The sequence below is a fragment of the Micromonospora sp. NPDC005367 genome (assembly GCF_040606825.1).
GTDB lineage: Bacteria > Actinomycetota > Actinomycetes > Mycobacteriales > Micromonosporaceae > Micromonospora.
Genome location: NZ_JBEXFP010000002.1, coordinates 108,597 through 133,046, shown reverse-complemented (window position 1 = coordinate 133,046; position 24,450 = coordinate 108,597). Strand labels below are relative to the sequence as shown.

General features: G+C 71.1%; 20 protein-coding genes and 3 tRNA genes. 10 read left to right on the top strand and 13 right to left on the bottom strand.

The window, feature by feature from the left end:
* Nucleotides 1–90: 90 nt before the first annotated feature.
* The 8 genes from ABZS42_RS02110 to ABZS42_RS02075 all read right to left on the bottom strand — a co-directional run bounded on the left by ABZS42_RS02110 (nucleotide 91) and on the right by ABZS42_RS02075 (nucleotide 12,417).
* On the bottom strand, nucleotides 91–2,916 hold the full coding sequence (locus ABZS42_RS02110) for a discoidin domain-containing protein (protein ID WP_355141599.1): 2,826 nt from the start codon (nucleotides 2,914–2,916) through the stop codon (nucleotides 91–93).
* A gap of 164 nt (nucleotides 2,917–3,080) precedes the next feature.
* On the bottom strand, nucleotides 3,081–4,736 hold the full coding sequence (locus ABZS42_RS02105; protein ID WP_355141597.1) for an alpha-amylase family glycosyl hydrolase: 1,656 nt from the start codon (nucleotides 4,734–4,736) through the stop codon (nucleotides 3,081–3,083).
* Nucleotides 4,737–4,887: 151 nt separating this feature from the next.
* Nucleotides 4,888–5,775: a carbohydrate ABC transporter permease gene (locus tag ABZS42_RS02100; RefSeq protein WP_355141595.1), complete on the bottom strand. Its 888-nt coding sequence runs from the start codon at nucleotides 5,773–5,775 to the stop codon at nucleotides 4,888–4,890.
* A gap of 12 nt (nucleotides 5,776–5,787) precedes the next feature.
* Nucleotides 5,788–6,741 (bottom strand): sugar ABC transporter permease, encoded by a 954-nt coding sequence (locus ABZS42_RS02095; protein ID WP_355141593.1) that lies wholly within the window; start codon nucleotides 6,739–6,741, stop codon nucleotides 5,788–5,790.
* Between the two features lie 75 nt (nucleotides 6,742–6,816).
* Nucleotides 6,817–8,196 (bottom strand): extracellular solute-binding protein, encoded by a 1,380-nt coding sequence (locus tag ABZS42_RS02090; RefSeq protein ID WP_355141591.1) that lies wholly within the window; start codon nucleotides 8,194–8,196, stop codon nucleotides 6,817–6,819.
* A gap of 552 nt (nucleotides 8,197–8,748) precedes the next feature.
* Complete coding sequence (locus tag ABZS42_RS02085; protein ID WP_355141589.1) at nucleotides 8,749–9,750, bottom strand: LacI family DNA-binding transcriptional regulator; 1,002 nt, start codon at nucleotides 9,748–9,750, stop codon at nucleotides 8,749–8,751.
* Between the two features lie 61 nt (nucleotides 9,751–9,811).
* The gene (locus tag ABZS42_RS02080; RefSeq protein WP_355141906.1) at nucleotides 9,812–11,284 is read right to left on the bottom strand and encodes an NAD(P)/FAD-dependent oxidoreductase; all 1,473 of its coding nucleotides are present in this window, start codon (nucleotides 11,282–11,284) and stop codon (nucleotides 9,812–9,814) included.
* Between the two features lie 176 nt (nucleotides 11,285–11,460).
* Nucleotides 11,461–12,417 carry a phytoene/squalene synthase family protein gene (locus ABZS42_RS02075; RefSeq protein ID WP_355141587.1) on the bottom strand — a complete coding sequence of 319 codons (957 nt, stop codon included), beginning with the start codon at nucleotides 12,415–12,417 and terminating at the stop codon, nucleotides 11,461–11,463.
* 194 nt (nucleotides 12,418–12,611) lie between these two features.
* Here ABZS42_RS02075 and crtI point away from each other — a divergent pair, with 194 nt between their 5' ends.
* The 7 genes from crtI to ABZS42_RS02040 all read left to right on the top strand — a co-directional run bounded on the left by crtI (nucleotide 12,612) and on the right by ABZS42_RS02040 (nucleotide 17,218).
* Entirely contained in the window at nucleotides 12,612–14,093 is a 1,482-nt protein-coding gene (crtI, locus tag ABZS42_RS02070) for a phytoene desaturase family protein (protein WP_355141585.1), read from the top strand.
* A gap of 156 nt (nucleotides 14,094–14,249) precedes the next feature.
* Nucleotides 14,250–14,906, top strand: a complete 657-nt coding sequence (gene idi, locus ABZS42_RS02065; RefSeq protein ID WP_355141583.1) for an isopentenyl-diphosphate Delta-isomerase — start codon at nucleotides 14,250–14,252, stop codon at nucleotides 14,904–14,906.
* Nucleotides 14,896–15,840 carry a MerR family transcriptional regulator gene (locus tag ABZS42_RS02060; RefSeq protein ID WP_355141581.1) on the top strand — a complete coding sequence of 315 codons (945 nt, stop codon included), beginning with the start codon at nucleotides 14,896–14,898 and terminating at the stop codon, nucleotides 15,838–15,840. The genes idi and ABZS42_RS02060 overlap by 11 nt, the downstream gene beginning before the upstream one ends.
* A gap of 76 nt (nucleotides 15,841–15,916) precedes the next feature.
* Nucleotides 15,917–16,711, top strand: a complete 795-nt coding sequence (locus ABZS42_RS02055; protein ID WP_355141579.1) for a polysaccharide deacetylase family protein — start codon at nucleotides 15,917–15,919, stop codon at nucleotides 16,709–16,711.
* A gap of 153 nt (nucleotides 16,712–16,864) precedes the next feature.
* Nucleotides 16,865–16,937, top strand: a tRNA-Glu gene (locus tag ABZS42_RS02050).
* Between the two features lie 30 nt (nucleotides 16,938–16,967).
* A tRNA-Asp gene (locus tag ABZS42_RS02045) sits at nucleotides 16,968–17,041 on the top strand.
* Nucleotides 17,042–17,144: 103 nt separating this feature from the next.
* Nucleotides 17,145–17,218, top strand: a tRNA-Phe gene (locus ABZS42_RS02040).
* A 337-nt stretch (nucleotides 17,219–17,555) separates the two neighbouring features.
* On the opposite strand, the gene ABZS42_RS02035 is transcribed toward ABZS42_RS02040, so the two are convergent.
* Nucleotides 17,556–17,909 (bottom strand): metalloregulator ArsR/SmtB family transcription factor, encoded by a 354-nt coding sequence (locus tag ABZS42_RS02035; RefSeq protein ID WP_355141577.1) that lies wholly within the window; start codon nucleotides 17,907–17,909, stop codon nucleotides 17,556–17,558.
* A gap of 98 nt (nucleotides 17,910–18,007) precedes the next feature.
* On the opposite strand from ABZS42_RS02035, the gene ABZS42_RS02030 reads away from it, so the two are divergent.
* Complete coding sequence (locus ABZS42_RS02030; protein ID WP_355141575.1) at nucleotides 18,008–19,027, top strand: NADPH:quinone reductase; 1,020 nt, start codon at nucleotides 18,008–18,010, stop codon at nucleotides 19,025–19,027.
* A 181-nt stretch (nucleotides 19,028–19,208) separates the two neighbouring features.
* On the opposite strand, the gene ABZS42_RS02025 is transcribed toward ABZS42_RS02030, so the two are convergent.
* The gene (locus tag ABZS42_RS02025) at nucleotides 19,209–20,126 is read right to left on the bottom strand and encodes a hypothetical protein (protein WP_355141573.1); all 918 of its coding nucleotides are present in this window, start codon (nucleotides 20,124–20,126) and stop codon (nucleotides 19,209–19,211) included.
* Between the two features lie 166 nt (nucleotides 20,127–20,292).
* On the opposite strand from ABZS42_RS02025, the gene ABZS42_RS02020 reads away from it, so the two are divergent.
* Nucleotides 20,293–20,817: an SRPBCC family protein gene (locus ABZS42_RS02020; RefSeq protein WP_355141571.1), complete on the top strand. Its 525-nt coding sequence runs from the start codon at nucleotides 20,293–20,295 to the stop codon at nucleotides 20,815–20,817.
* Nucleotides 20,818–20,864: 47 nt separating this feature from the next.
* On the opposite strand, the gene ABZS42_RS02015 is transcribed toward ABZS42_RS02020, so the two are convergent.
* The gene (locus ABZS42_RS02015; RefSeq protein WP_355141569.1) at nucleotides 20,865–21,572 is read right to left on the bottom strand and encodes a DUF2786 domain-containing protein; all 708 of its coding nucleotides are present in this window, start codon (nucleotides 21,570–21,572) and stop codon (nucleotides 20,865–20,867) included.
* 39 nt (nucleotides 21,573–21,611) lie between these two features.
* On the bottom strand, nucleotides 21,612–22,001 hold the full coding sequence (locus ABZS42_RS02010; protein WP_355141567.1) for a hypothetical protein: 390 nt from the start codon (nucleotides 21,999–22,001) through the stop codon (nucleotides 21,612–21,614).
* Between the two features lie 166 nt (nucleotides 22,002–22,167).
* On the opposite strand from ABZS42_RS02010, the gene ABZS42_RS02005 reads away from it, so the two are divergent.
* Nucleotides 22,168–23,508: an ABC transporter substrate-binding protein gene (locus ABZS42_RS02005; RefSeq protein WP_355141565.1), complete on the top strand. Its 1,341-nt coding sequence runs from the start codon at nucleotides 22,168–22,170 to the stop codon at nucleotides 23,506–23,508.
* A gap of 178 nt (nucleotides 23,509–23,686) precedes the next feature.
* On the opposite strand, the gene ABZS42_RS02000 is transcribed toward ABZS42_RS02005, so the two are convergent.
* Nucleotides 23,687–24,430, bottom strand: coding sequence for an enoyl-CoA hydratase/isomerase family protein (locus ABZS42_RS02000; RefSeq protein ID WP_355141904.1), 744 nt, complete (start codon nucleotides 24,428–24,430; stop codon nucleotides 23,687–23,689).
* Between the last annotated feature and the right edge of the window lie 20 nt (nucleotides 24,431–24,450).

Here is a 24,450-nt window from a genome sequence, read left to right as displayed (position 1 = left end):
GGGGACGTGGAGAGGCGTGTGCGGTGTGCGGGGTGTGTTGCGGGCGCGCCGGTGGGGCTCCGGTCGGCGGCGGAGCCCCACCGGCGCACGTCAGGTGGCGTAGACCTCGAACTCGGCGAGCTGGCCGGCCGGCCAGCCGGTGTTGCCGGTGAAGGTCAACCGGACGAATCGGCGGTCGCCCGCCGGCACGGAGATCGACACGGTGTTGCCGGACGCCGGGTCGAAGGGGTAGCCGGCCGGGCCCTTCAGCGTGCTGAACGAGGAGCCGTCGGTGGAACCGAGCACGGCCAGCGTCTGCGTACGCGTCCGCCAGGCCGATGCCGGTGGGAGCTTCAGCACCAGCCGGGACACCGGTCGGGCGCTGCCCAGGTCGACGGTCACCGACTGGGGGAAGGCGTTGTTCGCGCTTTCCCAGTAGGTGTTCGGGTTGCCGTCCACCGCGTTGCCGGCGACGTACACGTCGGCGTGGCTGGTCGCCGAGACCGGCCGTCCCGCCGCCAGGTTCCCGGTCGGCGGGGTGGTGGGCGGCGGGGTGGACCCGTCGCCGTACACCTCGAACTCGGCGAGCTGGCCCGCCGGCCAGCCGGTGTTACCGGTGAACGCCAGCCGGACGAACCGGCGGTCGCCCGCCGGCACGGAGATCGACACGGTGTTTCCGGACGCCGGGTCGAAGGGGTAGCCGGCCGGGCCCTTCAGCGTGCTGAACGAGGAGCCGTCGGTCGAGCCGAGCACCGCCAGCGTCTGCGTACGCCGTTCCCAGCCGGCCGGCAGCTTCAACTGCACGCGGTCGACGTCGCGCACCGCGCCCAGGTCGACGGTGAGGGACTGGGGGAAGTCGTTGTTCGCGCTCTCCCAGTAGCTGGCGGCGTTGCCGTCCACCGTGTTGGCGGCCACGTAGTTCTGGGTGGAGCTGGTCGCGGTGACCGGCCGGCCCAGCGCCAGGTTCCCGCCCGTCGGCGGCGGATCGGTGGGCGGGGGGTCGGTCGGCGGCGGGTCGGTCGGGGGCGGGTCGGTCGGACCGCCGCCCCACTGCGGGTCCGGCCACGGACCGCAGTACGGCGTGGGCGTGTACCAGCCGGAGTTGCCTTGACCCTGGGTGATCTGGAAGCCGCTGCCCACGCAGTTGTGGATGGGGTTCGACTGCGCGATCCCGGTGGCCCGCACGTTGGTGAACGACACCTGGCTGGTCGCCTGCACCTGCAGGGCGTACGTGCCCGTGCCGTCGATGCGGACGTTGTCGAAGTTGATCCCGCTGGTGGCGCCCTCGATCCAGTGCAGCGCCGCGTACGAGCTGTCCAGGACGTCGGTGTCGGTGACGTTGATCGTGGCGTTCTGGATCGGTTCGTTGAGCGCGGAGAACCAGATCGCGCCCACGCCGAACCGCCAGTTGTAGTCCGAGTTGCCGTTGCGGATGAGCGTGTTCCGGGCGACGGTGATGGTGCCTGCGACCGCCGTCGGGCCGTTCACGCCGGGATAGCGGTTGGCGACGTGGATCCCGCCGCCGTTGGTGACCGAGTCCGCGGTGACGTTGTCGGTGATCTTGATGTCCCGCCCGCCGTAGGTCACCAGATGGTTGGCGAGGACGGTCACGCCGATCGTGTTGAACGTGAACGAGTTGTTGACGTTCGGGACGTTCTGCGCCCACATGGCCAGCGCGTCGTCACCGGTGTTGCGTACGAACGTGTTGGTCACCGTCGAGTTGGTGACCCCCCAGTGGAAGTTCACCCCGTCCGCGGTCTGGTCCAGGATCCGGCTGTCGCGGATGGTGAAGTTGTCCATCGGGCCGTCCATCCAGGCACCGACCTTGGTGTGCTGCATCCAGACGTTGTCCACCACCGAGTCCGACATGGCGCCGCCGATGGCGTTGACCTGGTCCTCGTCCACCCGCTCCCGGATGTCGCCGATGATGGCGAAGTCCCGCAGCGTCACGTTGCGGCTCGGACCACCGGCCTCGTGGGAGCGGATCTCACCGCTGTAACCACCGCCGGGGACGTACTTGCCGTAGATGCCGGCGGCACGTTTGCGGTCGGTGGGGTGCCGGCCACCGAGCACCGAATACCACGGACCGGCCCCACGCAGGGTCACCCCGTCAACGACCACGTGATCCCAGAGGGTGAAGGTGCCGGACGGGATCCAGACCGCGCGTCCCTGCGCCTTCCCGGCGTCCACCGCCGCCTGGAACTCGGCCGTCGAGTCGGTGGCGCCGGTCGGGTCGGCACCGAAGTCGGTCACCACGTCCAGCACGTCGGCGGGCTTGTCGATCGGCGACCCGACCAGCTCGAAGTCGGCCAGGTCGATGGTGAAGCTCGGCGACTGGGCGGTCGAGGAGACCTGGAGCCTGATCTTCGTACCGGCCTGGTAGGTGGTCCCGAACACCGTCCGGGCCTCGTCGTAGAAGTGGTGCGGGTTGGTGTCGCCCGGGTTGTTGTTGAACGGGTAGCCGCCGTAGTACCAGCCGTACCGGGAGGTCACCGGCACGGCTTTGACCAGCGCGCCGTCGGCCCGCAGGTCGATGCCGGCGTCCCGCCCGGTGCCTGCGGCGTTGTCCGGGATGCTGTACCGGAAGGTGACGGCGTTGGCCGGCTCGGTGAGGGTGAACTCGACGTACTCGCCGACGGCGTCCAGGGTGACCGCCTCGCGGCCGGACGCCTCGGACGGCAGCGTGCCGTAGTACCGGTCCGGTCCGATCTTCGTGCCGGTGTGGGCGGACTCCTCCGCCTCGTGCTCGACGAACGGGACGTCGGCGCCCCGCCCCGGGATGTCGAACGGGGACAGCCCGGCCGCCTGGGCCGGGGTCGCGGTGCTGGTCAGCGCGATGGTGGTGAGCGAGGTCGCGGTGAGGGCGGCGGCGAGAGCGGCCGCCCCCGCGCGGACGCGGGCTTTTCGGGGTGGGTGGGCGGTGGCGTGGTCGGGCATGAGCTGGGCTCTCCCTCTCGTCGGTGGTCCAGGTCCCCCCGTGCGTTGCGGTCCCCCCGATGTGTTTGCGGTGTGCGGCGGCTACCTCCGGGTCGGTCTCGGCCGGCCGGGCCGGCGGGCGGGTGGAAAGCCGGCGGCGGGACGGCGCCGCCGGCACGGCCGGATCAGGCCGGGTCGGAGCCGGCGGGGATCGGTTCGGCGGTACGCAGCCAGACGGCGGTGTCCGGCGGCAGCAGGTCGTCGTCGAGCGGGCCGCTGGCGAGCAGCCGCTCGGTGTGCGGCGGCAGGGGCACCGCCGTGGCGGAGATGTTGACCAGGCAGGTGAAGCCGGGCGAGCGGTGGTAGGCGAGCACCCCCTTCGGGGCGGGCAGCCAGGTCATTCCACCGTCGCCGAGCGCCGGTTCGGACCGGCGGACGGCGATCGCCCGCCGGTACAGCTCCAGCATCGATCGCTCGTCGCCGGCCTGCGCCTGCGCCGTCCGGTCCTTCCAGTCGGCCGGCTGGGGAAGCCACGGCGCACCCGTCGCCTCGTCCGGGCTGAAGGCGAACGGGGGCGTCTCGCCGGACCAGGGCAGTGGGACGCGGCACCCGTCACGACCCGGGTCGACACCGCCCGAGCGGAAGTGCATCGGGTCCTGCCGCAGCTCACGCGGAATGTCCTCGACCTCCCAGAGGCCCAGTTCCTCGCCCTGGTAGACGTAGGTCGCGCCGGGCAGCGACAGCGACAGCAGCGCGGCGGCACGGGCCCGCCGGGTGCCCAGCTCCAGGTCGGTGGGGATCCCTTCGCGTTTCGCGGCGAAGCTGAACGTGGTGTCGGCCCGGCCGTAACGGGTGACGTGCCGGGTCACGTCGTGATTGGAGAGCACCCAGGTGGCCGGCGCGCCGACCGGGGCGTGTGCGCCCAGCGTCCCGTCGATGCTCTCGCGCAACGCGGCGGCGTCCCAGGCGCAGCCGAGGAAGTCGAAGTTGAACGCCGCGTGCAGCTCGTCCGGACGCAGGTAGTTGGCGAACCGCTGCCGGTCCGGCATCCACACCTCGCCGATCAGCGCCCGGTCGCCGGGGTACTCGTCGGCGACCCGCCGCCAGGCGCGGTAGATCTCGTGCACGCCGTCGAGGTCGCGGAACGGGTGCGGCTGCCCGGGCAGGGTCTCCGGCAGCGAACCGTCCTTGATCAGCAACCCGGCCGAGTCGATCCGGATGCCGTCCACTCCCCGGTCGAACCAGAACCGCAGGATGTCCTCGAACTCCGCGCGCACCCTCGGGTGGTCCCAGTTGAAGTCGGGCTGCTCGGCGGTGAACAGGTGCAGGTACCAGTCGCCGGGGGTGCCGTCCGGATTGGTGGTGCGGGTCCACGTCTCGCCGCCGAACTCGCCGATCCAGTCGGTGGGCCGCTGATCGCCGTTCGGGCCCCGGCCGGGACGGAACCAGAACAGATCCCGCTCGGGCGCGTCCGGTCCGCCGGCGAGTGCCGCCTGGAACCAGGGGTGCGCGTCGGAGCAGTGGTTCGGCACGACGTCGACGATGGTCCTGATGCCGAGCGCGTGTGCCTCCGCGATCAGCGCCTCCGCCTCCGCCAGCGTGCCGAACACCGGGTCGATGTCGCGGTAGTCGGCCACGTCGTAGCCGGCGTCGGCCATCGGGGAGGGGTACCAGGGGCTGAACCAGATCGCGTCGACGCCGAGCGTGGACAGGTAGTTGAGCCGGGACCGGATCCCGGCGATGTCGCCGATCCCGTCGCCGTTGCCGTCGGCGAAGCTACGCGGGTAAATCTGGTAGATCACCGCTCCACGCCACCACGGACTGCCGTCTGCTGTGGACACGAGCACCTGCTTTCTGCGTTACGTCGGCGGGTTTCGCCGGACCTGGATCTGTACCGGGCGAACGGTCGTTGTTCGCCGCGGGAGGGGTCACGCCGGTGCGTCCGGCCTCGTCGGGCGCAGCCGAGGACGCGCAGCGCCCCGGGGACGGGAGCTAACCCTTGAGGCTCCCCGTGGTCAGCCCGGACATGATGTTGCGCTGGAAGATCAGGAAGATGATCGCGGTCGGGATCGCGGCGATGACCGACGCGGCGATCACCACGTTCATCGGCGTACCACCCGCGAAGGCGTAGATGCCGACGCTGACCGTGCGCGTCTCGGGCGACGGCATCACCAGCTTCGGCCAGAGGAAGTCCTTCCACACCGCGGTCACGGCGAAGATCGAAACCACCCCGAGGATGGGACGCGACATCGGCAGGACGACCGACCAGAGCGTACGCAGCGCCGTCGCCCCGTCGATGAGGGCGGCCGCCATCAGATCCTCAGGGATCGAGTCGAAGAACCGTTTGAGGAGGAAGATGTTGAACGCGTTCGCGACCAGGGGCAGCCAGATCGCGAACGGCGAGTCGAGCAGGTTGATGTGCAGGATCGGCAGGTCGATCACCGTCACGTACTGCGGCACGATGAGGACCATCGCCGGGATCATCAACGTCGCCAGCATCATGGCGAGGATCGCGTTGCCGAAGATCGGGCGGAGCTTCGACAGGGCGTACGCCGCCGCGGTGTCGAGGACGAGTTGGAACAGCACCGCGCCGGCCGCGTAGTAGAACGTGTTGAACAGCAGCTTCGCGAGAGCCAGGTTGTTCCACGCGTCGGCGTAGTTCTGCCACTGGGGCTCCTGCGGGAACAGCGACGGCGGAGTCTGCGCGATCTCCTGGCCCGACTTGAGCGCGCCGGTGACCATCCAGTAGAGCGGCCCGAGGAACACGAGCGTGAAGCCCACGACCACGACCGCGATCAGCGTCCAGTAGATCGCTCTGCCGCGCCCCCGCCGGAGCTGGGCGTGCGAGATGAGGGTCCGGGTCCCGGAGTCCTGTGCCATTCCTCGTCCGTCCTAGTCCTGTTTCGCCGTCAGCCGCAGGTAGACCGCGGAGAAGCCGGCGAGCACCACGAGCATGATCACGCCCAGCGCCGCCGCGCCGTTGAGATCGTTCTGGAAGAACCCGTGCTGGTAGATGAGGTACGCGACCGAGGTCGCCGAGTCCTCCGCCCCCGCGCCGTTGGCGAGGATCAGCGGCTCGATGAAGAGTTGCATCGTGGCGACGATCTGCATCATCGCCAGGAGGGCGAGGATCAACCGGGTCTGCGGGATGGTCACGTTCCAGATCCGGCGCCAGATCCCGGCGCCGTCCAGCTCGGCCGCCTCGTAGAGCTCGCCGGAGATGTTCTGCAGCGCCGCCAGATAGATGAGTACGGCGCTGCCCATGTTCATCCAGGTCGAGGCGATCACCATCGCCGGCATCGTCATTCCCGGGGACTGCATCCACTGGGAGGTGGGCAGGTGCAGGGCCTTGAGAATCGCGTTGAAGAGGCCCGCCTCGCTCGGGTCGTACGCGTAGAACTTGAAGAGGAAGAGCGCCGAGGCCGGCGGCAGCATCACCGGCAGGTAGACCAGGATCCGCAGATACCCCTTGGCGTGGCGCAGCTCGTTGAGCAGGATCGCCACGAAGAACGGCACCGCGTACCCGATGACCAGCGCCAGGACCGTGAAGTAGAAGGTGTTCTTCCAGGCGGTCCAGAAGCTGGGATCGTCGATGATGCGGGTGTAGTTGTCCCAGCCCACCCAGGTGGTGACCCCGCGCCGGGTGCGCTGGAAGCTCATCACGATGCCGCGGATCATCGGATACCAGGAGAAGAGGGCGAAGCAGAGGACCGCACCGATCAGGAACGCGTGCCCGGTGAGGTTGTCGCGTACCTTGCGGCCCAGGCTCGTGCGCCGTGGCCGTTGCACGTACGGCGATGAGGGGCGGCCCGGTCTGGTGGTACCCGGGGCGGTGGTGATCGCCAAGGCATCTCCTGGTGAGTCGGTGACCGGACGTACGGCAACGGGGTGTGGGGGCCGGCGCGCCGGCCCCCACCCGGATCAGCCCTCCGCGGCGAGGAGCTGGTTGACCTTCTCCTCGGCCGTCTTCAGCAGCGCGTCGATGTTGGCGTTCGAGTTCGTCAGCACCCCGGACATCGCCGCGTCGAGCACCGCGTAGATCGCCTGCGCGTTGCGCGGCTCGCCCTTGATCGGGATCGGGTTCGCCTCGAAGAGCGCGAAGTTCGCCGTGTCGAGGTTCGCGTTCGCCTTGCGCAGCTCGAACTCCTGCTTCTGGGCCTCGCTGCCGTTGGCGAAGAGCAGCGGCTGCGGCAGCCCCACCGGGTAGTTCTGCGGCTTGGCCCGGACGTAGTCGAACTGACCCTTGCCCGGCGTCAGCTTCTGGTACGCGATCCACTTCAGTCCGGCCTTGACCTGCTCCGGGGCGAGGCCCTTCTTGAAGAAGTAGCCCTCGCCACCGCCGAGCGTCCCCTTCGCCGGGCCGTCCTGGCCGGGCAGCGGGGCCATCGCCCAGTCCTGGAACTTGCCCTGGAACTGGCTGACGATGGCCTGGGTGGTGTCGGGCGCGCCGATGAACATGCCGACCTTGCCGGCGGCGGCGTTGGTCAGCAGGTCGCCCCACTGGAGCAGCTGTCGGCTGCCCATGCTGTTGTCGCCGTACCGCATGTCCTTGAGGTTCTGCAGGACCTGCTTGCCCATCGGGTTGTTGAAGTCGGCCTTCTTGCCGTCCTCGGTGAGCACCTGGCCGCCCTGGGAGTAGAGCAGGGAGGTGAAGTGCCAGCCGCCTGTGTTCCCGGCGCTGTACTCCGCGTAGCCGGCGATGCCGTCATCGAGCGCGGCGATCTTCTTGGCCGCCTCGCGGACCTCGGGCCACGTCTTCGGCGGGTTGTTCACGTCGAGCCCCGCCCGCTGGAACAGGACCTTGTTGTAGACCAGACCCATCGAGTAGTTCTTCACCGGGACGGCGTAGAGCTTGCCGCCGTCGGTGAAGACCTCCTTGAGCGCCGGGTCGACACTGTCCCAGGTGGAGACCGTGTCCTTGTTGGCGAACTCGGTGATGTCCATCGCCTGACCGGAGTCGAGCACCTGCTGGAGATCGGTCATGTATCCGTAGAACACGTCGGTGACGGTGCCGCCGGACAGCCGGGCTGCGAAGTCCGGCGGGTTGTTGCACTGCTCGCCGACGCTCACGCTCTTGATGATGATGTCGGGGTTCTGCCGCTGGAACTCGGCGACGTCGTCATTCCAGTTCTGCAACAGCTCCTTCTGAGCGCCGACCGGCTGGCAGTCGACGGTGATGGTGACCTTGCCGCCTGCGTCGTTCGACGTGTCGTCACTCTTCGTGGAGCAAGCCGTGAGGCTGATTCCCAGGCCGGCCACGAGCGCTAGCGCCGCAGCCTTCCGGTACTGCGGTACGGACATCTGTCCATCCCTTCGGGAACGGGTGTCTCCATGACCTTCGCTGAGCTGCGGTGATCGCCACCGCGGCGATGCCCTGCCACTGATCTGCATCCGCAATGCGACCTGGCTCGATAGATGTACGTCGAGGCCAGGTGTGAGTGGAGTCACTGTAACGAGGTGGACTCACGGCGGCAAGGTATGGATCTCATGATGAAAAGACGCGACTTGATTACGAGATATCATGACAGGATCTTGAAAGCAGACCGAATGATGCGGTTTTGCAGCTCTTCAGGCGCCCGCCCGGCTAGGCGCTCCCCGCAGCCACCCGGACGGCTACCGCCGACCGCCGACGGCCAGCCCGCCGACCGACCGCCAGCAGACGGCGGACGCAGCTCGATGCGCGGCGGGCACAGGAAAGGCCGCCGACCGCTGATCGCGGTCGGCGGCCGGGGCGTCGTTCGGCAGCCGAGGGTGGGTACGTCGTCCGGCGGCCGGGCCTCCTTCGGCCGCCGGGATCTCGATCAGCCGCCGGTGGCGGGTGCGTCGATCAGCCGCCGATGGCGGGTGTTCCGATCAGCGGCCGGGGGCGGGGGCGGTGGAGCCGCGCACCACCAGTTCGGGCTCGAACAGCAGCTCGTCGTGCAGCACGCCGGCGCCCTCGATCTGGGTGACCAGCAGGTCCACCGCGGCCTGCCCCATCGTCTCGATCGGCTGCCGGACGGTGGTGAGCGGCGGATCGGTGCAGGTCATGAACGCCGAATCGTCGTAGCCCACCACCGACACGTCGCCGGGCACCGAACGGCCCAGCCGACGCACCGCCCGGATCGCACCGAGGGCGAGCACGTCGCTGGCACAGATCACCCCGGTCACCCCGCGGTCGACCAGTTTGCTCGCGGCCACCCGGGCACCCTCCATGGAGAAGCTGGACCGTTCGACCCACTCGGCCGGGTCGGCCCAGCCGGCGATCCGCGCCGCCGCGGCGAGCTTGCGCCGGGACGGAACGTGCCCCTCCGGACCGAGCACCATGCCGATGCGCTCGTGCCCGAGCGAGCGCAGATGCCCGTACGCCTGTTCCACGGCGACCGCATCGTCGGTGGACACCCGGGGGAAGCCCAGTTCGTCCACACCGGCGTTCACGAGCACCACGGGAAGCCCCCGGTCGGTCAACCGGCGGTAGTGGTCGTGCGGTGCGTCGGCCAACGCGTACGAGCCACCCGCGAAGATCACGCCGGAGACCTGGTGGTCCAGCAGCATCTCGACGTAGTCCGCCTCCGAGACACCGCCGATGGTGCGGGCGCAGAGCGCGGGGGTGAACCCCCGCTGCGCCAGTGAACCGGTGACCACCTCGGCGAGCGCCGGGAAGATCGGGTTCTGCAGCTCGGGGAGGACCAGCCCCACCAACCGGGCACGCTCACCGCGCAGCTTGGTCGGTCGCTCGTAGCCGAGCACGTCGAGCGCGGTGAGCACCGCCGTACGCGTCGTCTCGGAGACGCCACCACGCCCGTTGAGCACCCGACTGACGGTGGCTTCGCTGACGCCAGCCTTCCGGGCCACCTCGGTCAACCGTTTCGTCACGGCGCAATCCTATGCCGGACCATTGCAAGAACTGAACAGGCTGGTGCCGCCACACGTCAGATCAGTGCAGCTCATGCAGCGCGGCCTCGATCGTCCGATGAAACGTCGGGTACGCGTAAATCATGTGCCGCAGCAGGCTGAGCGGCACCGCCGCGTGCACGGCGACGACCAGCCCGGAGAGCACCTCGCCGCCGGCCGGTCCGGCCGAGGTCGCCCCGATCAGTACGCCCTGGTCGGCGTCCGCGATCAGCTTGATGAAGCCCTCGTCGCCGACCTGGTGGATCCAGCCTCGGGTCGAGCTGCTCAGCTTGCTGAAACCGACCTGGACGTTGATGCCCCGGGAACGGGCCTGCTCCTCGGTGAGGCCGACCGCGCCGATCTCCGGGTCGGTGAACGTGACCCGGGGCAACGCCCGGTAGTCGGCCCGGGGAACGGTGCCCGCCGTTCCACTCGACCCACTGGCGCCGAGCGCGCTGGCCGCGCCCATCGCACCGCCGACCACGCTCGCCGTGCCGCTGGGGTCGGCGCCGGGCCGGGTGTGCCGGGCACGGTCGAGCACGTCCGCGATCACGATCGCCGCCTGGTACATCGCGATGTGCGTGAACGCGCCCTCGCCCGTCAGGTCGCCGACCGCCCAGATTCCGTCGGCGACCCGCATCCGGTCGTCGACCGGCAGGTAGCGCTGGTCGGCGTCCACTCCCACGCTGTCCAGCCCCAGCTCGTCCAGGTGTGCCCGGCGCCCGGTGACCACCAGCAGCTGTTCCGCGGTGAACTCGGCCCCGCCCTGGGCGTAAAGGGTGAACCGTTCACCGTCGTGGTCGACCCGCTCGGCCCGTACGCCAGTGTGGATCTCGACGCCGTCCGCGCGCAGCGCCGACGCGGCCACCGCCGACGACTCCGGCTCCTCGACGGCGAGCACCCGATCCAACGCTTCGACGATGGTGACCCGTACGCCGAACCGGGCGAAGACCTGTGACAGCTCCATCCCGATCGACCCGCCGCCGAGCACCAGCAGCGACGCCGGCAGCTCCTCCACCTCGATGGCCTGGTGGTTCGTCCAGTACGGCGTCCCGGCCAGCCCTTCGACGGGCGGCACCGACGGGCGGGTGCCGGTGCCGAGCACGACGCCGTACCGGGACTCGAAGACCTGGTGGCCGACCCGTACCCGGCCCGGTCCGTCCAACCGGCCGCTGCCCCGCACGAACCGACCGCCCCGGCCGACGAACCGCTCGACCGCGACCCGGTCGTTCCAGTTGTCGGTCGCCTCCTCGCGGATCCGCCTCGCCACGGGCGCCCAGTCCGGTCGCACCTCGGCGCTGCCGGCCAGCCCGTCGATCCGGCGGGCCTCGGCGAGGGCGTTCGCCGCCCGGATCATCATCTTGCTCGGGATGCAGCCCCAGTACGGGCACTCGCCGCCGACCAGGTCCCGCTCGATGCCGACGACGCTCAGGCCGGCCTCGGCGAGTCGCCCGGCCACCTCCTCGCCGCCGACGCCCAGGCCCACCACGATCACGTCCACCTGCTCCGACTCCACCACGGACCCAGCATCCCCCAGTCGGACCGAACCCAACCGTCGGGGTGACCGCTGCACCCGGTTGCCCATCGAGTTGTCGCCGATCGAATCCGCGGGTCGCGGCGAGAAATTCCTGATCAATGTGGGCAAGGTCGTGGCGCGCCCGAAGGCCGGCGGATGGTTCCGGTCGGTGGTGCTCAGGAGGTGGCCGGTCGGGGCAGGGGCCGTTCGGCTGCCGCTGCTCGGGGTAGCGGAGGCCCGGGGAGGACCACCGGCGTGCCGGTCGGCGCGAGCAGGGAACGGGCGGCCACGCTGAGCCGTCGCCGCCCGGGCACCACGGCCCGCCGGGCGAAGACGTCGTAGTCCTGTGCGGCGACCTCGTCGAGGATCCCGCCGTAGAGGGCGTACGCGGTGCGCATGCAGGCCTGCGAGGCCGGCGCGAGCATGGTGATCCCGGGTGCCGCCGCGGCGTAGTGCGCCTGCGCCCGGGTCACCTCGAAGGCGACGAGCGCCCGGATCGCCGGGGTGGACCGGCCCAGCGCGGACGCCTCAACCAGCTCGTGCCGGGTCACCCCGAACCGGTCCAGGTCCTCGTCGGGCAGGTAGGTCCGTCCCCGGGCCAGGTCCTCGCCCACGTCCCGGATGAAATTGGTGAGCTGGAAGGCGAAACCGAGCTGCCGGGCCGGCTCGCGGGCCGCAACGGGGTCGGAGCTACCGAGGATCGGCAGCATCATCGTGCCGATGGCCGCCGCCGAACCCTCCATGTAGTCGAGCAGGTGCTGATAGTTGGGGTACGAGCTGACGGTCAGATCCATCGCCATGCTCTTGAGGAACGCGGCGAAGTCGTTCCGGTCGAGGTCGAACACGGCGATGGTGTGCAGCACGGCGGGGAGCAGCGGGTCGTCGACCTGTTCGCCGTGCAGGCCGGCGAGGAAGCGGCCCGCCCAGTCGTCGAGCCGGCTGGCCCGCTCGGCCGTGGAGAGGCCGTCGGTCCGGTCGACGATCTCGTCGGCGTACCGGGTGAAGCCGTAGAGCGCGTGAACGTGTCGGCGTTTCCACGCGGGGAGCAGTCGGGTGGCGAGATAGTAGGTGCGGCCGTGGCGTCTGTGCAGCTCACGACATCGGTCGTAGGCGACGGCGAGTTCCGTGTCCACCGGCCCTCCTCCAGTAATCGACGCACTAATCGACGCAACTCGTTACTCTAGGGTACGCTCGGCCGCATGGCCAAGGATGCGGACAGGACGGACACCACCCACACAGCGGGGATGCGCCGTGATGTACCCGCGGATCCCGCCACCACCACTGATCGGCGGGCATGATGGGCGGTCTCGCGCGAAGAGGTGGTGGCATGCGGACGGTGGACGGACGTACGGATCGGGTGGTGGTGGTCGGCGCCGGTCTCGGTGGCCTGGCGTGCGCGCTGCACCTGGCCGGGAGCGGCCGGCAGGTGACCGTGCTCGAACGCGAACCGGTGCCCGGCGGCCGGGCGGGCCGGCTCGGCGTCGACGGCTACGAGTTCGACACCGGCCCCACGGTGTTCACCATGCCGGAGCTGATCGCCGAGGCGCTCGGCGCGGTCGGCGAGGAACTCGGCGACTGGCTGGACCTGACCCCGCTCGACCCGGCCTACCGGGCGTACTACCCGGACGGCTCGACGCTCGACGTCATCACCGACACCACCCGGATGGCCGCCGAGATCTCCCGCGTCTGCGGCCCCCGCGAGGCCGACGGCTACCTGCGCTTCGTGGACTACGCCCGGCGCCTCTGGCAACTCGAACGGGCCGACTTCATCGAGCGCAATCTCGACAGCCCGACCGACCTGCTCACCGGCAACCTGCTACGGCTGCTGGCCGGGGGCGCCTTCCGCCGGCTGCACACCAAGATCGGTCAGTTCTTCCGCGACCCGCGCACCCAGCGCATCTTCTCCTTCCAGGCCATGTACGCCGGCCTCGCCCCACACGACGCCCTGGCCATCTACGCGGTCATCGCGTACCTGGACTCGGTGGCCGGGGTGTGGTTTCCCCGCGGCGGCATGCACAGCGTCTCCCGGGCGATGGCCGGCGCGGCCGAGAAGCACGGGGTGCAGATCCGCTACGACACCACGGTGACCCGGGTGGAGACGGCGCACGGCCGGGCCACCGGGGTGCTGACCGCCGACGGCGAGCTGATCCCGGCCGACGTGGTCGTGCTCAATCCGGACCTACCGGTCGCCTACCGCGACCTCCTGCCACCCGCGCCCCAGCGCCGGCTCAGCTACTCGCCGTCCTGCGTCGTGTTGCACGTCGGATCGACCCAGGGGTATGGAAGGATCGCCCACCACAACATTCACTTCGGACGATCCTGGAGGGGCACCTTCGATGAGGTCATCCGCCGGGGTGAGCTGATGTCCGACCCGTCTCTGCTGGTCACCAACCCGAGCCGCACCGACCCTTCGGTGGCGCCCCCGGGCCGGCACACCTACTACGTCCTCGCCCCGGCACCCAACCTGGAGCGGGCCCCGCTCGACTGGCGGGGAGGCCTGGCCGGCCGCTACGCCGACCAGCTCATCGGCACGCTGGAGGAGCGCGGCTACGTCGGGTTCGGCTCGGGCATCGAGGTGCTGCGTACGGTGACCCCCGCCGAGTGGGCCGACCAGGGAATGGCCGCCGGCACCCCGTTCGCCGCGGCGCACAGCTTCCGCCAGACCGGACCGTTCCGCCCCAGCAACCTCCACCGGACGCTCCCCAACGTGGTCTTCGTCGGCTCTGGCACCCAGCCCGGCGTCGGGGTGCCGATGGTGCTGATCTCCGGCAAGCTCGCCGCCGGCCGTGTCACGGGAGGCAGCCAATGAGCGAACGCAGTGAGCGAATCATCGGGCACAGCGCGTCCGAGCCTCAGGACGGCACCGACCGCAGGGAGGTGCCGGCATGAGCGAACGCAGTGAGCGAATCATCGGGCACAGCGCGTCCGAGCCTCAGGACGGCACCGACCGCAGGGAGGTGCCGGCATGAGCGAACGTGAGAAGCATCTCGTCGAGCTGGTCGACGAGGTCGGGCAGGCCCACGGCGAGATGACGGTCGCGGCCGCCCACCAGCCGCCGGGCCGGCTGCACCGGGCCTTCTCCGTCGTGCTCGTGTCGCCGGACGGCCAGGTGCTGCTCCAGCGCCGCGCCGCCGTGAAGACCCGCTTTCCGCTGCGCTGGGCCAACTCGTGCTGCGGCCACCCGTTGCCCGGCGAGTCGCTGGCCGAGGCCGCGAACCGGCGGCTCCACGAGGAACTGGGTGCCGGCCCGGTCGAGCTGACCGAGGTCGGGGTCCACCTCTACCAGGCCGAGGATCCGATCACCGGCCGGGTCGAATTCGAGTACGACCACGTTCTCCGGGGCGAGTTCCGTCCCGGCGCGCCGCTCGCGCCCGACCCGGCGGAGGTCGCCGAGTTGCGCTGGGTGGAGCCGGCCGCGCTGGAGGTCGATCTCGTCGCCGACCCGCGGTCGTACGCTCCCTGGCTCGGCGGCGTCGTGAACCGGCTGCTGCGACCCACCGTCCCGGGTTCTCCCGTGCCCCCGTCCGCCGCCGCCGCACGCGTTGCGGCCGGGCCGGACGCCGCCACGGTCGGATCGGGCGCACCGAGCGATGAGGCGCCGGAGCGGCCGGGTGGCCGTTGAGGCGCTGAGCGCGGGGGCGGTGGCCCGCAGGCTCGGCGTCGCGGTGACCACGCTGCGCACCTGGCACCAGCGGTACGGGCTCGGGCCCAGCCAGCACACACCCGGCCAGCACCGCCGCTACACCGCCACCGATCTGGCCCGGCTCGAGGTAATGCGGCGGCTCACCGCCGACGGGGTCAGTCCCGCCGAGGCGGCCCGCTGGGCACGACAGGCCCCCGAGTCGGTACGCGCCGGTGAGGTGCCCCGAGCCCGCCCGGCCGCCGCTCGTGACGGTGGCGGCCAGACCATCCCGGTGGGTCGCGCGGGGCCGGCCGCCCGGGGCCTCGCCCGCGCAGCCATGCGGCTGGACTCCGTCGCGATCGGGGACACGGTCGCCCGCGCCCTCACCGAACACGGCGTGGTCGCCACCTGGGACCGGCTGCTCCGGCCGGTACTCACCGGCATCGGCGACCGGCACGCCGCCACGTCCGCCCTGGTCGACGTGGAGCACGTGCTGTCCCGCTGCATCTCGGAGGCGTTCGCCGCCGTCGCCCGCACCGCCTCGCCGGCCGGCCCCCAGCGGATCCTGCTCTCCTGCGCCGACGAGGAGCAGCACTCGCTGCCGCTGGAGGCGCTCGCCGCCGCGCTCGCCGAAGCCGGGGTGGGCTACCGGATGCTCGGGGCCCGGGTACCGCTCCCGGCCTTGTTGGAGGCGGTCGACCGGACGGGTCCGGCCGCGGTGGTCCTCTGGTCGCACACCCCGGCCACCGCCGACCCGGGCCAGCTCGGGGCGCTGCTCGCCGCGCCCCGCCGGCCGCTGCTGGTGCTCGCCGCCGGCCCGGGCTGGGCGGCCGTGACCTTGCCCCCCGGGGTGCTGCGCCCCGGCCAGCTCGCCGAGGCGGTCGCCCTGGTCGGGGCGGTGCAGGACGCGTTGGAGCAGTCACCCGGGCGCTGACCGCCGTGTCGCCCGCGGGGGATGTCCACTAGCGTCGGGTGGTCCGCGTACCCCGACCCCTTGCGGGAGCGAACAGATGAACGCCCGAGCCGTGCTCGCGTGCGCCCTGGGCCTGGTCCTGGTCCTCGGCGGCTGCGCCGACACGGACCGCCGGACCGCCGACGGCCCCACCCCGAGCACCGCGACCACGCCACCGTCCCCCAGCCCGAAGCCGACCGTGTCGCCGAAGCCGACCCGGACCAGCCCCACCAGGCAGCCGCTGCGACCCCGGCCCACGAAGATGCCGACCGGCCTGCGCCGCACCACTGGCGTACGTCAGGTCGCGCTGACCTTCGACGACGGCCCCAGCCCGGCATGGACGCCGAAGATCCTCGACCAGCTGCGGTCGGCCAAGGTGACCGCCACCTTCTGCCTGGTGGGAAGTGAGGTGCGGCACCACCCCGAGCTGGTCCGCCGCATCGTCCGGGAGGGGCACCAGCTCTGCAATCACAGCTGGCGACATGACATCGACCTCGGCCGGCGGACGGCGGCCGAGATCCGGGCCGACTTGGAGCGTACGAACAAGGCGATCCGAGCGGCCGTCCCGAACGCCAAGATCAACTTTTACCGACAACCCGGCGGGGTGTGGACGCCCGAAGTCGTCGCGGTGGCCAAGCAGTTCGGCATGAGCCCGCTGCACTGGAGCGTCGACCCGCAGGACTGGCGGAGACCGCCGGCGAAGACGATCAGCAAGCGGGTGCTGGCCGCCGTCCGCCCCGGTTCCATCGTCCTGATGCACGACGGGGGCGGAAATCGGGCCGCCACAGCCGCCGCCTGCCAGAGCCTGATCGGCGAGCTGAAGCGCCACTACGGCGTGACCCGGCTCAGCTAAGCCCCTCTGACCTGCGGTTTCTCGGGTCAGCACAGATAGACCCATACCGGTTTGGTCGAGCGCCCCGGCATCACGTATGCTTTCCAAGCCCCCGGCGGGGCCGGATGGGAGCAAGTCCGCTTAACCTTGCGAATGTGCAATGATGGCGGGGCCGCCCTCATCGTCTAGCGGCCTAGGACGCCGCCCTTTCAAGGCGGTAGCACGGGTTCGAATCCCGTTGGGGGCACTGCCGGCGCAAGCCGGTGCAACAGAGCTAGGTCCTGTGGAGCAGTTGGAGTGCTCGCCGCCCTGTCAAGGCGGAGGTCGCGGGTTCAAGTCCCGTCAGGACCGCAGCGCTAACGCCGCGCGAAAGTTGCGCGGCGTTCTGTGTATCGGATCAGGGTGCCCTTCCGGCGGTTGAACCGCCCTCCGGGTAGCATGGTCCGAGCAACCCGGCCAGGTAGCTCAGTTGGTACGAGCGTCCGACTGAAAATCGGAAGGTCGGCGGTTCGACCCCGCCCCTGGCCACATAGCCTTTCGCCGGGCTATTAGAGCGCCGACCAGCGGAAACGCCGGTCGGCGCTCTTGCGTTTCCGGCTCGTCGGCGGCCCGCTGGTTCGACCCTGGTCGACCGCTGATTCCCGACGATCGTCCGCCTGTCGCAGGTAGATCGCCCAAATCGGCGACAGCGCCTGCTCGACACCGGTCACCGGTCACTACCAAGGTTCGCGTCAACGCGGCGCCACCCGGCGCCGTCGCCGATTTGGGCGATCTGCGCACAGCACCCGGTTCCTGCCGGCATCAGTGGAGCACACGTTGCGTCGCGAGCTCGAGCGAGGCTTGATGGCGCTCGCCCTCGCCTGCGTCATGCGGTTGAGGCGGGCGCCGCCACGGCGGCACGGGTAGGGCCGTGTTCGCGGAGCATGGTCAGCAGCCCGGGAAAGCGTCGCTCCACATCGTCGTAGCGCAGCGTGACCAGCCGGCGGATCCCGTCGACGCGCGTGCGGATCAGGCCGGCGTCACGCAGCACCTTCATGTGGTGCGACAGCGTCGACTTGCCGATGGTGACGCCGGTGTTCTTGAGGATGTCGCTGCCGCACGTCCAGTCCCCGGCGGCGTCGAGAGCGCGCACGAGCGTGAGCCGCACCGGGTCGGCAAGCGCGCTGAGCACGACGTCGATCGTCACGGTTTCGATGGCGGGTTCGATCACCTCGGTCACGAAACGAAGCCTAGCCGGATCTTGCGGAAAGTTCGACTCGCATCGTACTGTTCGACGCAGCTTGAACAGTACGATGCAGATCGAACATTGGATAGATCATGAAGGCGATCATCTACCGCGACAACGGCGGCCCCGACGTTCTCCAACTCGTCGAGCGTGACCGGCCCGCGCCCGAACCCGGCGAAGTCCGTGTCAGGGTTGCCGTGTCCGGGGTCAACCCGACCGACTGGCAGGCCCGGTCCGGCATCGCCCACCGCAAGCTGTTCTCCGAGATCACCCCACACCTCGACGGTGCCGGTGTGGTCGACGCCGTCGGTGACGGGGTTGACCCGGGCCGGGTCGGTCAGCGTGTGTGGCTGTTCATGGCCGCCGCCGGGCGGCCCACCGGCACCGCCGCCGAGTTCACCGTCGTGCCCGCCGATCAGGCTGTGCCGCTGCCAGACGAGGCGAGTTTCGACGTCGGCGCCTCGCTCGGCGTCCCTGCGCTCACCGCACACCGCGCACTCACCGTTGCCGAGGACGGACCACGCCGCCTGCACCCCGGCGTACTCGACGGCAAGGTGGTACTCGCCGCCGGCGGGGCCGGCGCGGTTGGGCACGCAGTGATCCAGCTGGCCCGATGGGCAGGCGCCACCGTGATCGGCACAGTCAGCGGCCCGGAGAAGGCGAAGCTGGCCAGCGCGGCCGGAGCCCACCACACAATCAACTATCGCGAGGGCGACCCGGCCGCCGCCATCCGCGCGATCGCCCCTGACGGTGTCGACGTCGTCGCCGAGGTGGCGCTGGGCGCGAACCTGACTCTGGACCTGGCCGTGCTGCGTACGCGCGCAACGATCGCGACGTACGCCAACGACGGCGGGCATGCGGTCGAGCTGAACGTGGGGCAGAACATGGTGCTGAACACGCGCTTGCAGTTCCTGGTGCTCTATACGGCTGGCCCGCAGGCGCGCGCCGCAGCCGTCGAGGACGTCGCCGCCGCGATCCGTGACGGCGCCTTGCCGGTCGGTGAGGAGCACGGCCTGCCGCTGCTTCGCTTCCCGCTGCACCGCACTGCCGACGCTCACCGAGCGGTGGAGACCGGCGCGGTCGGCAAGGTACTGGTGGACGTCACGCCCTGAGGTTCAGCCAGCTACCGCATCTTCGACTCGCATCGAAGCGGGTCCGCGCCCCGGCGCCGGCACGGCGGCGGGCCGAGGGCCTGCCCTCGACTTCCTTGAAGTCGGGGCTTCCTGCCCGGTGGACACCCCGACTTCAGGGAAGTCGAGGCACGTGGCCTCGATGGCACGGGTCTGGGCCGCCTCAGCTCTTCGATTCGGGTCCGTGCTGGGCCATGCCGGCTCGGATCGCGTCCCAGACGCTCCGGCCCACCTGCCTCAGCGCCTCACCGGCCTGCTCGGCGAGATCGCCCGGCACCGGCCACCCGGCGCCGTCCGCATGACCCTCGCCCGGCCCACCCCGGCCGCCCTCCGGCTCACGCGGCGCCTTACCTGCTCCTCGCTCCCCGCCCGGCACGCCACCGCCAGGCTGCTGCCCGCGGGCCTCCCCGCCGGCCGGTGGGCCCGGCGGCCGCTGACCGCCCTCACCCATCCGCTCCCCACCTTGGCGCTCGGCCCGCCGTGGCTCGGACACCTCCTTGGCGACCGTGCCCTCCCCTGTCCACTCGGCGCGGGCGCTGATCGAGCCGATGTCCCGTCCCAGCCGGTCCACCACCCGGTCGAGGTGCTCCGCGCGGCCGGTCACCTGTTGCGCGGCCCGCCCGGCGTCGTCGAGCGCGGCGTGCGCGCTGTTCTTGATCGACTCGATGAGCTGCGGATTCTGGTCGAGAGTGTCGAGCGCCCGGTCGAGGATCTGCACGAGCCGCTCCAGCCGCACCTTGAGCAGGACTTCGGCTCGTACGTCGTTGATGTCGAGCTCGACCGCGTTCAGGCGTACCCGGACACCGGCGTCCAGCACGAGAAGATTCGCCAGCCGCGCCCGGAGGGAGAGGTCGGCGTCCAGGCCGTCCACGGCCAGGCGCAGCTCACCGACCCGCAACTCCGGCACGTCCAGCAGGACGTCCGGCTCACCGTGCCGGCCCGGCCCTCGCTCGCCCTCAGCGGGCCAGCGCCCCTCCCGTACGTGCCGTTCCGGCTGCCCGCCCGCGGCGCGGCTCTGCTGATCCTGGGCGGGCCGTTTCGGGCCCTGTCCCGCCTGTCCGCGCTCGCTCCCGCTGCTCATCCCGTCCCGCTCCCGGCTCGGCTGGCCCGGCCCGCCCGGCCCCGACCGGGCGCGCATACCCGCTTCCCCCCTCGCCATCCCTGGTACGGCCACCGGCGTGGCTGTCCGGAACCGGGCAACCCTGGCCCGCTGCACAGGCGGGCATCAGCCGGTATGGTCCGGGCCTATGGGACAGGAGATGGCGGACCAGGCCGACATCCGGCAGGACGTCGACCAGTTCGCAGTGCGGTGCAGCCTGCTCATCTCCGCCCCGACCGAACGGGCCTTCGCGGTCTTCACCGGCGCGCTCACCGACTGGTGGGTCAGGGAATACACCTGGTCCGGTCCCGAGGCGCTGTCCGAGCTGGGAATGGAACCTCGGGCAGGCGGGATGCTCTACGAGATCGGCCCGTACGGCTTCCGAGCCGACTGGGGCCGGGTGCTCATCTGGGACCCACCCCGTCGGCTGGTCTTCACCTGGCAGATCGGGCCGGACCGCTCACCGGTTCCGGACCCGGCCCGGGCGAGCGAGGTCGAGGTGGTGTTCCTCACCGAGGCACCGGGGCGGACCCGGGTGGAGTTGGAGCACCGCCACTTCGACCGGCACGGCGCGGCGGCCGAGGGCTACCGGCAGGCGCTCACCGCCGGCTGGCACGAACTGCTTTCCCGCTACGTCGCGACGGTCGACGGTCACCGCCCACCTCTCGGCTGATCGCGCCCCGCGAGCCCGGTGCGGTTGCGGCGCGGCGGTACGGCCGCTCAGCGGCCGAGGCGGCGATCGGAGCCCGGTCCCGTACCTACCTCGGGGCTGCTCAGGTCGGCCCGCCGCCCCGCGTCGGCGCCCGAGGCGAACCCGGTGCCGGCGAGCCTGCGGGGCGGCGCGGTACGTAGCCGTGGATACACCTCGGCGAGCCGCCGCTGCACGCGGTCGGAGCGGTCGGCCAGGACGAGCGCCACGCCGGGCGTACCCGAGCCGGTGGCCGCCGCCGTCTCGGCGGCCCGCAACCGTGCCCCGATCACCTGGGCGAACCCGGCCAGCCATGAGCGGCGGAAGGTGCCGGGCTGCTCGCCGGGCGGTACGGGTGTTCCGGCCAGCCCGTGCGCGGCCTGCACCAGCAACGAGGTGTAGAGCAGTTCGGCCCGCTCCAGGTCGCTGGCGAAGCCGAACAGGTGCATCTCGAAGCCGCTGCCGTGCCGGCGACGTACGCAGCGGCAGCGAAGCGGATCTGCGACGGCGGCGAGCAGACCGGCCTTGTCGCGGGCGTACGGCGCGACCACCTCGACCATGCGGTCGCCGACCGGGTCGCTGGCCGGGTCCCGGACCGCGAGCAGCGCACGGTCCACGCCGTAGCGGGCGATCAACTCCGTCGCCTTGGACATGAACGCCGCCGACTCGGCGGGGGTGCAGGCCGGGTCCTCGGCCTGGGCCAGCAACTTGCGCACCTTGCTCAGCATGGCCTCGGACATGCCCTCAGAGCTATCACACGTGGCTGCTGGGCCGCCCTGTCACCAGTCGCGGCTGCGCAGGGTGGCGACCGTCGAGCCGGCGAGGGTCAGCAGGCAGTCGGGCAGCAGGCCGTCGGCGGCGGCCGCGCCGAAGAGGGCCTGACCGGTGTCGGCGTCGCGGTTGGCGTACGCGCTGACGAAGCGGGCCACCCAGCGGGTGTCGTAGCCAGCCTCGTCGATGCCCGGGAAGTCCAGTGCGCAGGAACCGGCCGGGCCGGGGTCGCCCACCATGGTCGCCGCGAGGCACCACGCCACCCCGTACGCCCCGGCCAGGCCGGCCCGGTCGACCACGTCGTCGAACGCGCCCACCACGGCATCACCGTCCCCGGCCAGCGCCGAGCGGAGCACGGCGGTCGCGTCGTCGAGCGTCTGCTGTGGCAGGTCGGTCACGCAGGGCACAGTAGGCGGGCGGGTCAAGAACAGCCAGGCACCTCCATCGATTGCTACTCTCCGTGACTAATGGGGGCGACCTGCGGAATGACCAGGCTCCACGGTCCCGCGTCCGAAGCCGGCACGCTAATGTGCGCAGCGGACCTTCGCCGATGGAAGGACGACCATGCTCGTATCGCGCGGCTCCCGGACGGCCGCACTGGCCGCCTGTGCCACGATCCTGCTCGCCACCAGCGCATGCGGGAGTGACAAGCCCGAGGAGACGACGGCCCAACAGGCGCGTCTCTACGGGACCGACGGAAACATGCTCAACTCCTTCCCGGCGGAGTTGAAGGACCGCGCCGACCTGGTCAACGGCATGAAGGGCACCACTCCGGCGACGCCCTTGCCCGAGGAGTTCAAGAGCCGGTTACAGTCCGTCGATCCGAAATTGGGCGACTACCTCTACTCGGCGGAGACGTACGACGCGATCGTGATCAGCGCGCTCGCCGCGCAGCTGGCGGGCAGCACGGACTCCGTCAAGATCGCCCAGCAGGTCATCGGCGTCACCAACGGCGGCGAGCGGTGCGAGAACGTGGCCGCCTGCATGACCCTGGCACAGGCGGGGCAGGACATCGAGTACCGCGGCGTCTCGCTGACCCGTTCGGGTTTCACCGACGCCGGGGAACCGGCCACGACGAGCTACGCCACCCTGCACTTCGACGATCAGCGGCTCAACGACGGCAAGACCGAGTTCGTGGGGGCCGGAGACGAGTCGGCTGCGAGCACCAAGGCCCCGCCGAAGGCGAGCAAGCAGGGCAAGGACCCGGTACCCGGAACGCCGCTGGTCATCGCCGGCCTGTTCCCCAAGACCGGTGACCTGGCCCTGGCCTATCCGCCGATGGCCGCCGGCGCGACGCTGGCGATCGAGGAGATCAACGCCGCGGGTGGCGTGCTCGGCAAGAAGGTGACCTGGCTCGAGGGCGACGACGGCGCCAGCGCCACGAAGGCGAAGGCGACCGTGGCGGAACTGATCGGAGATGGCGCGGACGTCATCATCGGCGCGGCCAGCTCGGGTATCACCCTGGCGGTGCTGCCCGAGACGGTCCGGGCCGGCAAGATCCTCTTCTCCCCGTCCAGCACGGACGACGGCCTGACCACGGCCGAGGACGACGGCCTCTTCTTCCGCACCGCTCCGCCGGACAGCCTCCAGGGCCGCGCCCTGGCCGACGTGATCCTTCGGGACGGCTCCCAGCGGATCGCGATCGTCGCCCGTAAGGACTCGTACGGCGAGGGCCTCCAGGCCGTGGTGAAGACGGAACTGGAGAATGCCGGCATCGCCGGCGACCGCATCAAGCTGCTGACCTACGTGCCGGCGGAGGGCGAGTCGGCCCCGCCGGTGGACTTCGCCACCGGTGCCGAGGAGGTCAAGGACTTCGGCGCCGACGCCGTGCTGGTGATCGGCTTCGGCGAGTCGGCCCAGGTGATCCGCGCGCTGGCCGATGCCGGCATGAAGATCGGGAACTGAGCAGACCGCAGGACCGGCAGGAGAGCGGCCGCATCGGGGAGACCGGTGCGGCCGCTCTCTTCGTCCGTACCTGCCGACCAGCCGGGCCAGGCGGCCGGCTCGGCGGTGCCGCCGGCTCGGCCGCCGGGACGACGCCGGCCGGCGGTGCGGCGAACCCCACCGCCGGACGGCACCGGTGTCAGCGGGCGCGCCGCCGCTCGAGGAACTCCGTCATGCGGCGGTGCTTCTCCTCGTCCTCGAAGAGCACCGCCTGGCTGACCAGGTCGAGCTGCGGATGGGCGGCCGCCGGGGCGTCCACCGCGAGCTTCGTCAGCCGCAGGGCCAGCGCCGACCCCTTGGCCATCTCGTCGATCAGGCCGTGCGCGGCCGGCAGCAGGTCGCCCGGCTCGGCCACTACCCGGTTCACCAGCCCGATCCGCAGCGCCTCCGCGGCGTCGACCCGCCGACCGGTGAAGAGCAGCTCCTTGGCCCGGGCCTCGCCGATCAGCGCGGGAAGCCGGTGGGTCGCGCCGGCGCCGGCCAGGATGCCCAACCGCACCTCCGGCTGGCCGAAGACCGCACGCTCCGTGCAGACCCGCAAGTCGCAGGCGTACGCCAGCTCGGCGCCGCCGCCGAGCGCCGGCCCGTCCACGGCGGCGACGGTCGGCATGGGCAGCGCCCGGATCCGGGCGAAGGCGGCCGAGTTGATCGCGGCGAGAGCGTCCAGCCGGCCCCGATCACGCAGCTGCCCGATGTCGGCACCCCCGGCGAAGATGCCTTCCGTACCACCGGTGAGCAGCAGCAGCCGGGGACGGGCCTCCAGGTCGGCACAGACCGCGTGCAGCTCGGCGATCAGGTCCGCGTCGATCGCGTTGCGCTTCTCCGGCCGGTCCAGGGTCACCACGAGCCGGTCCGGGTGCTCCTCGACCCGCAGCCCACTCATCGGCTCCACCTTCCGTTCGC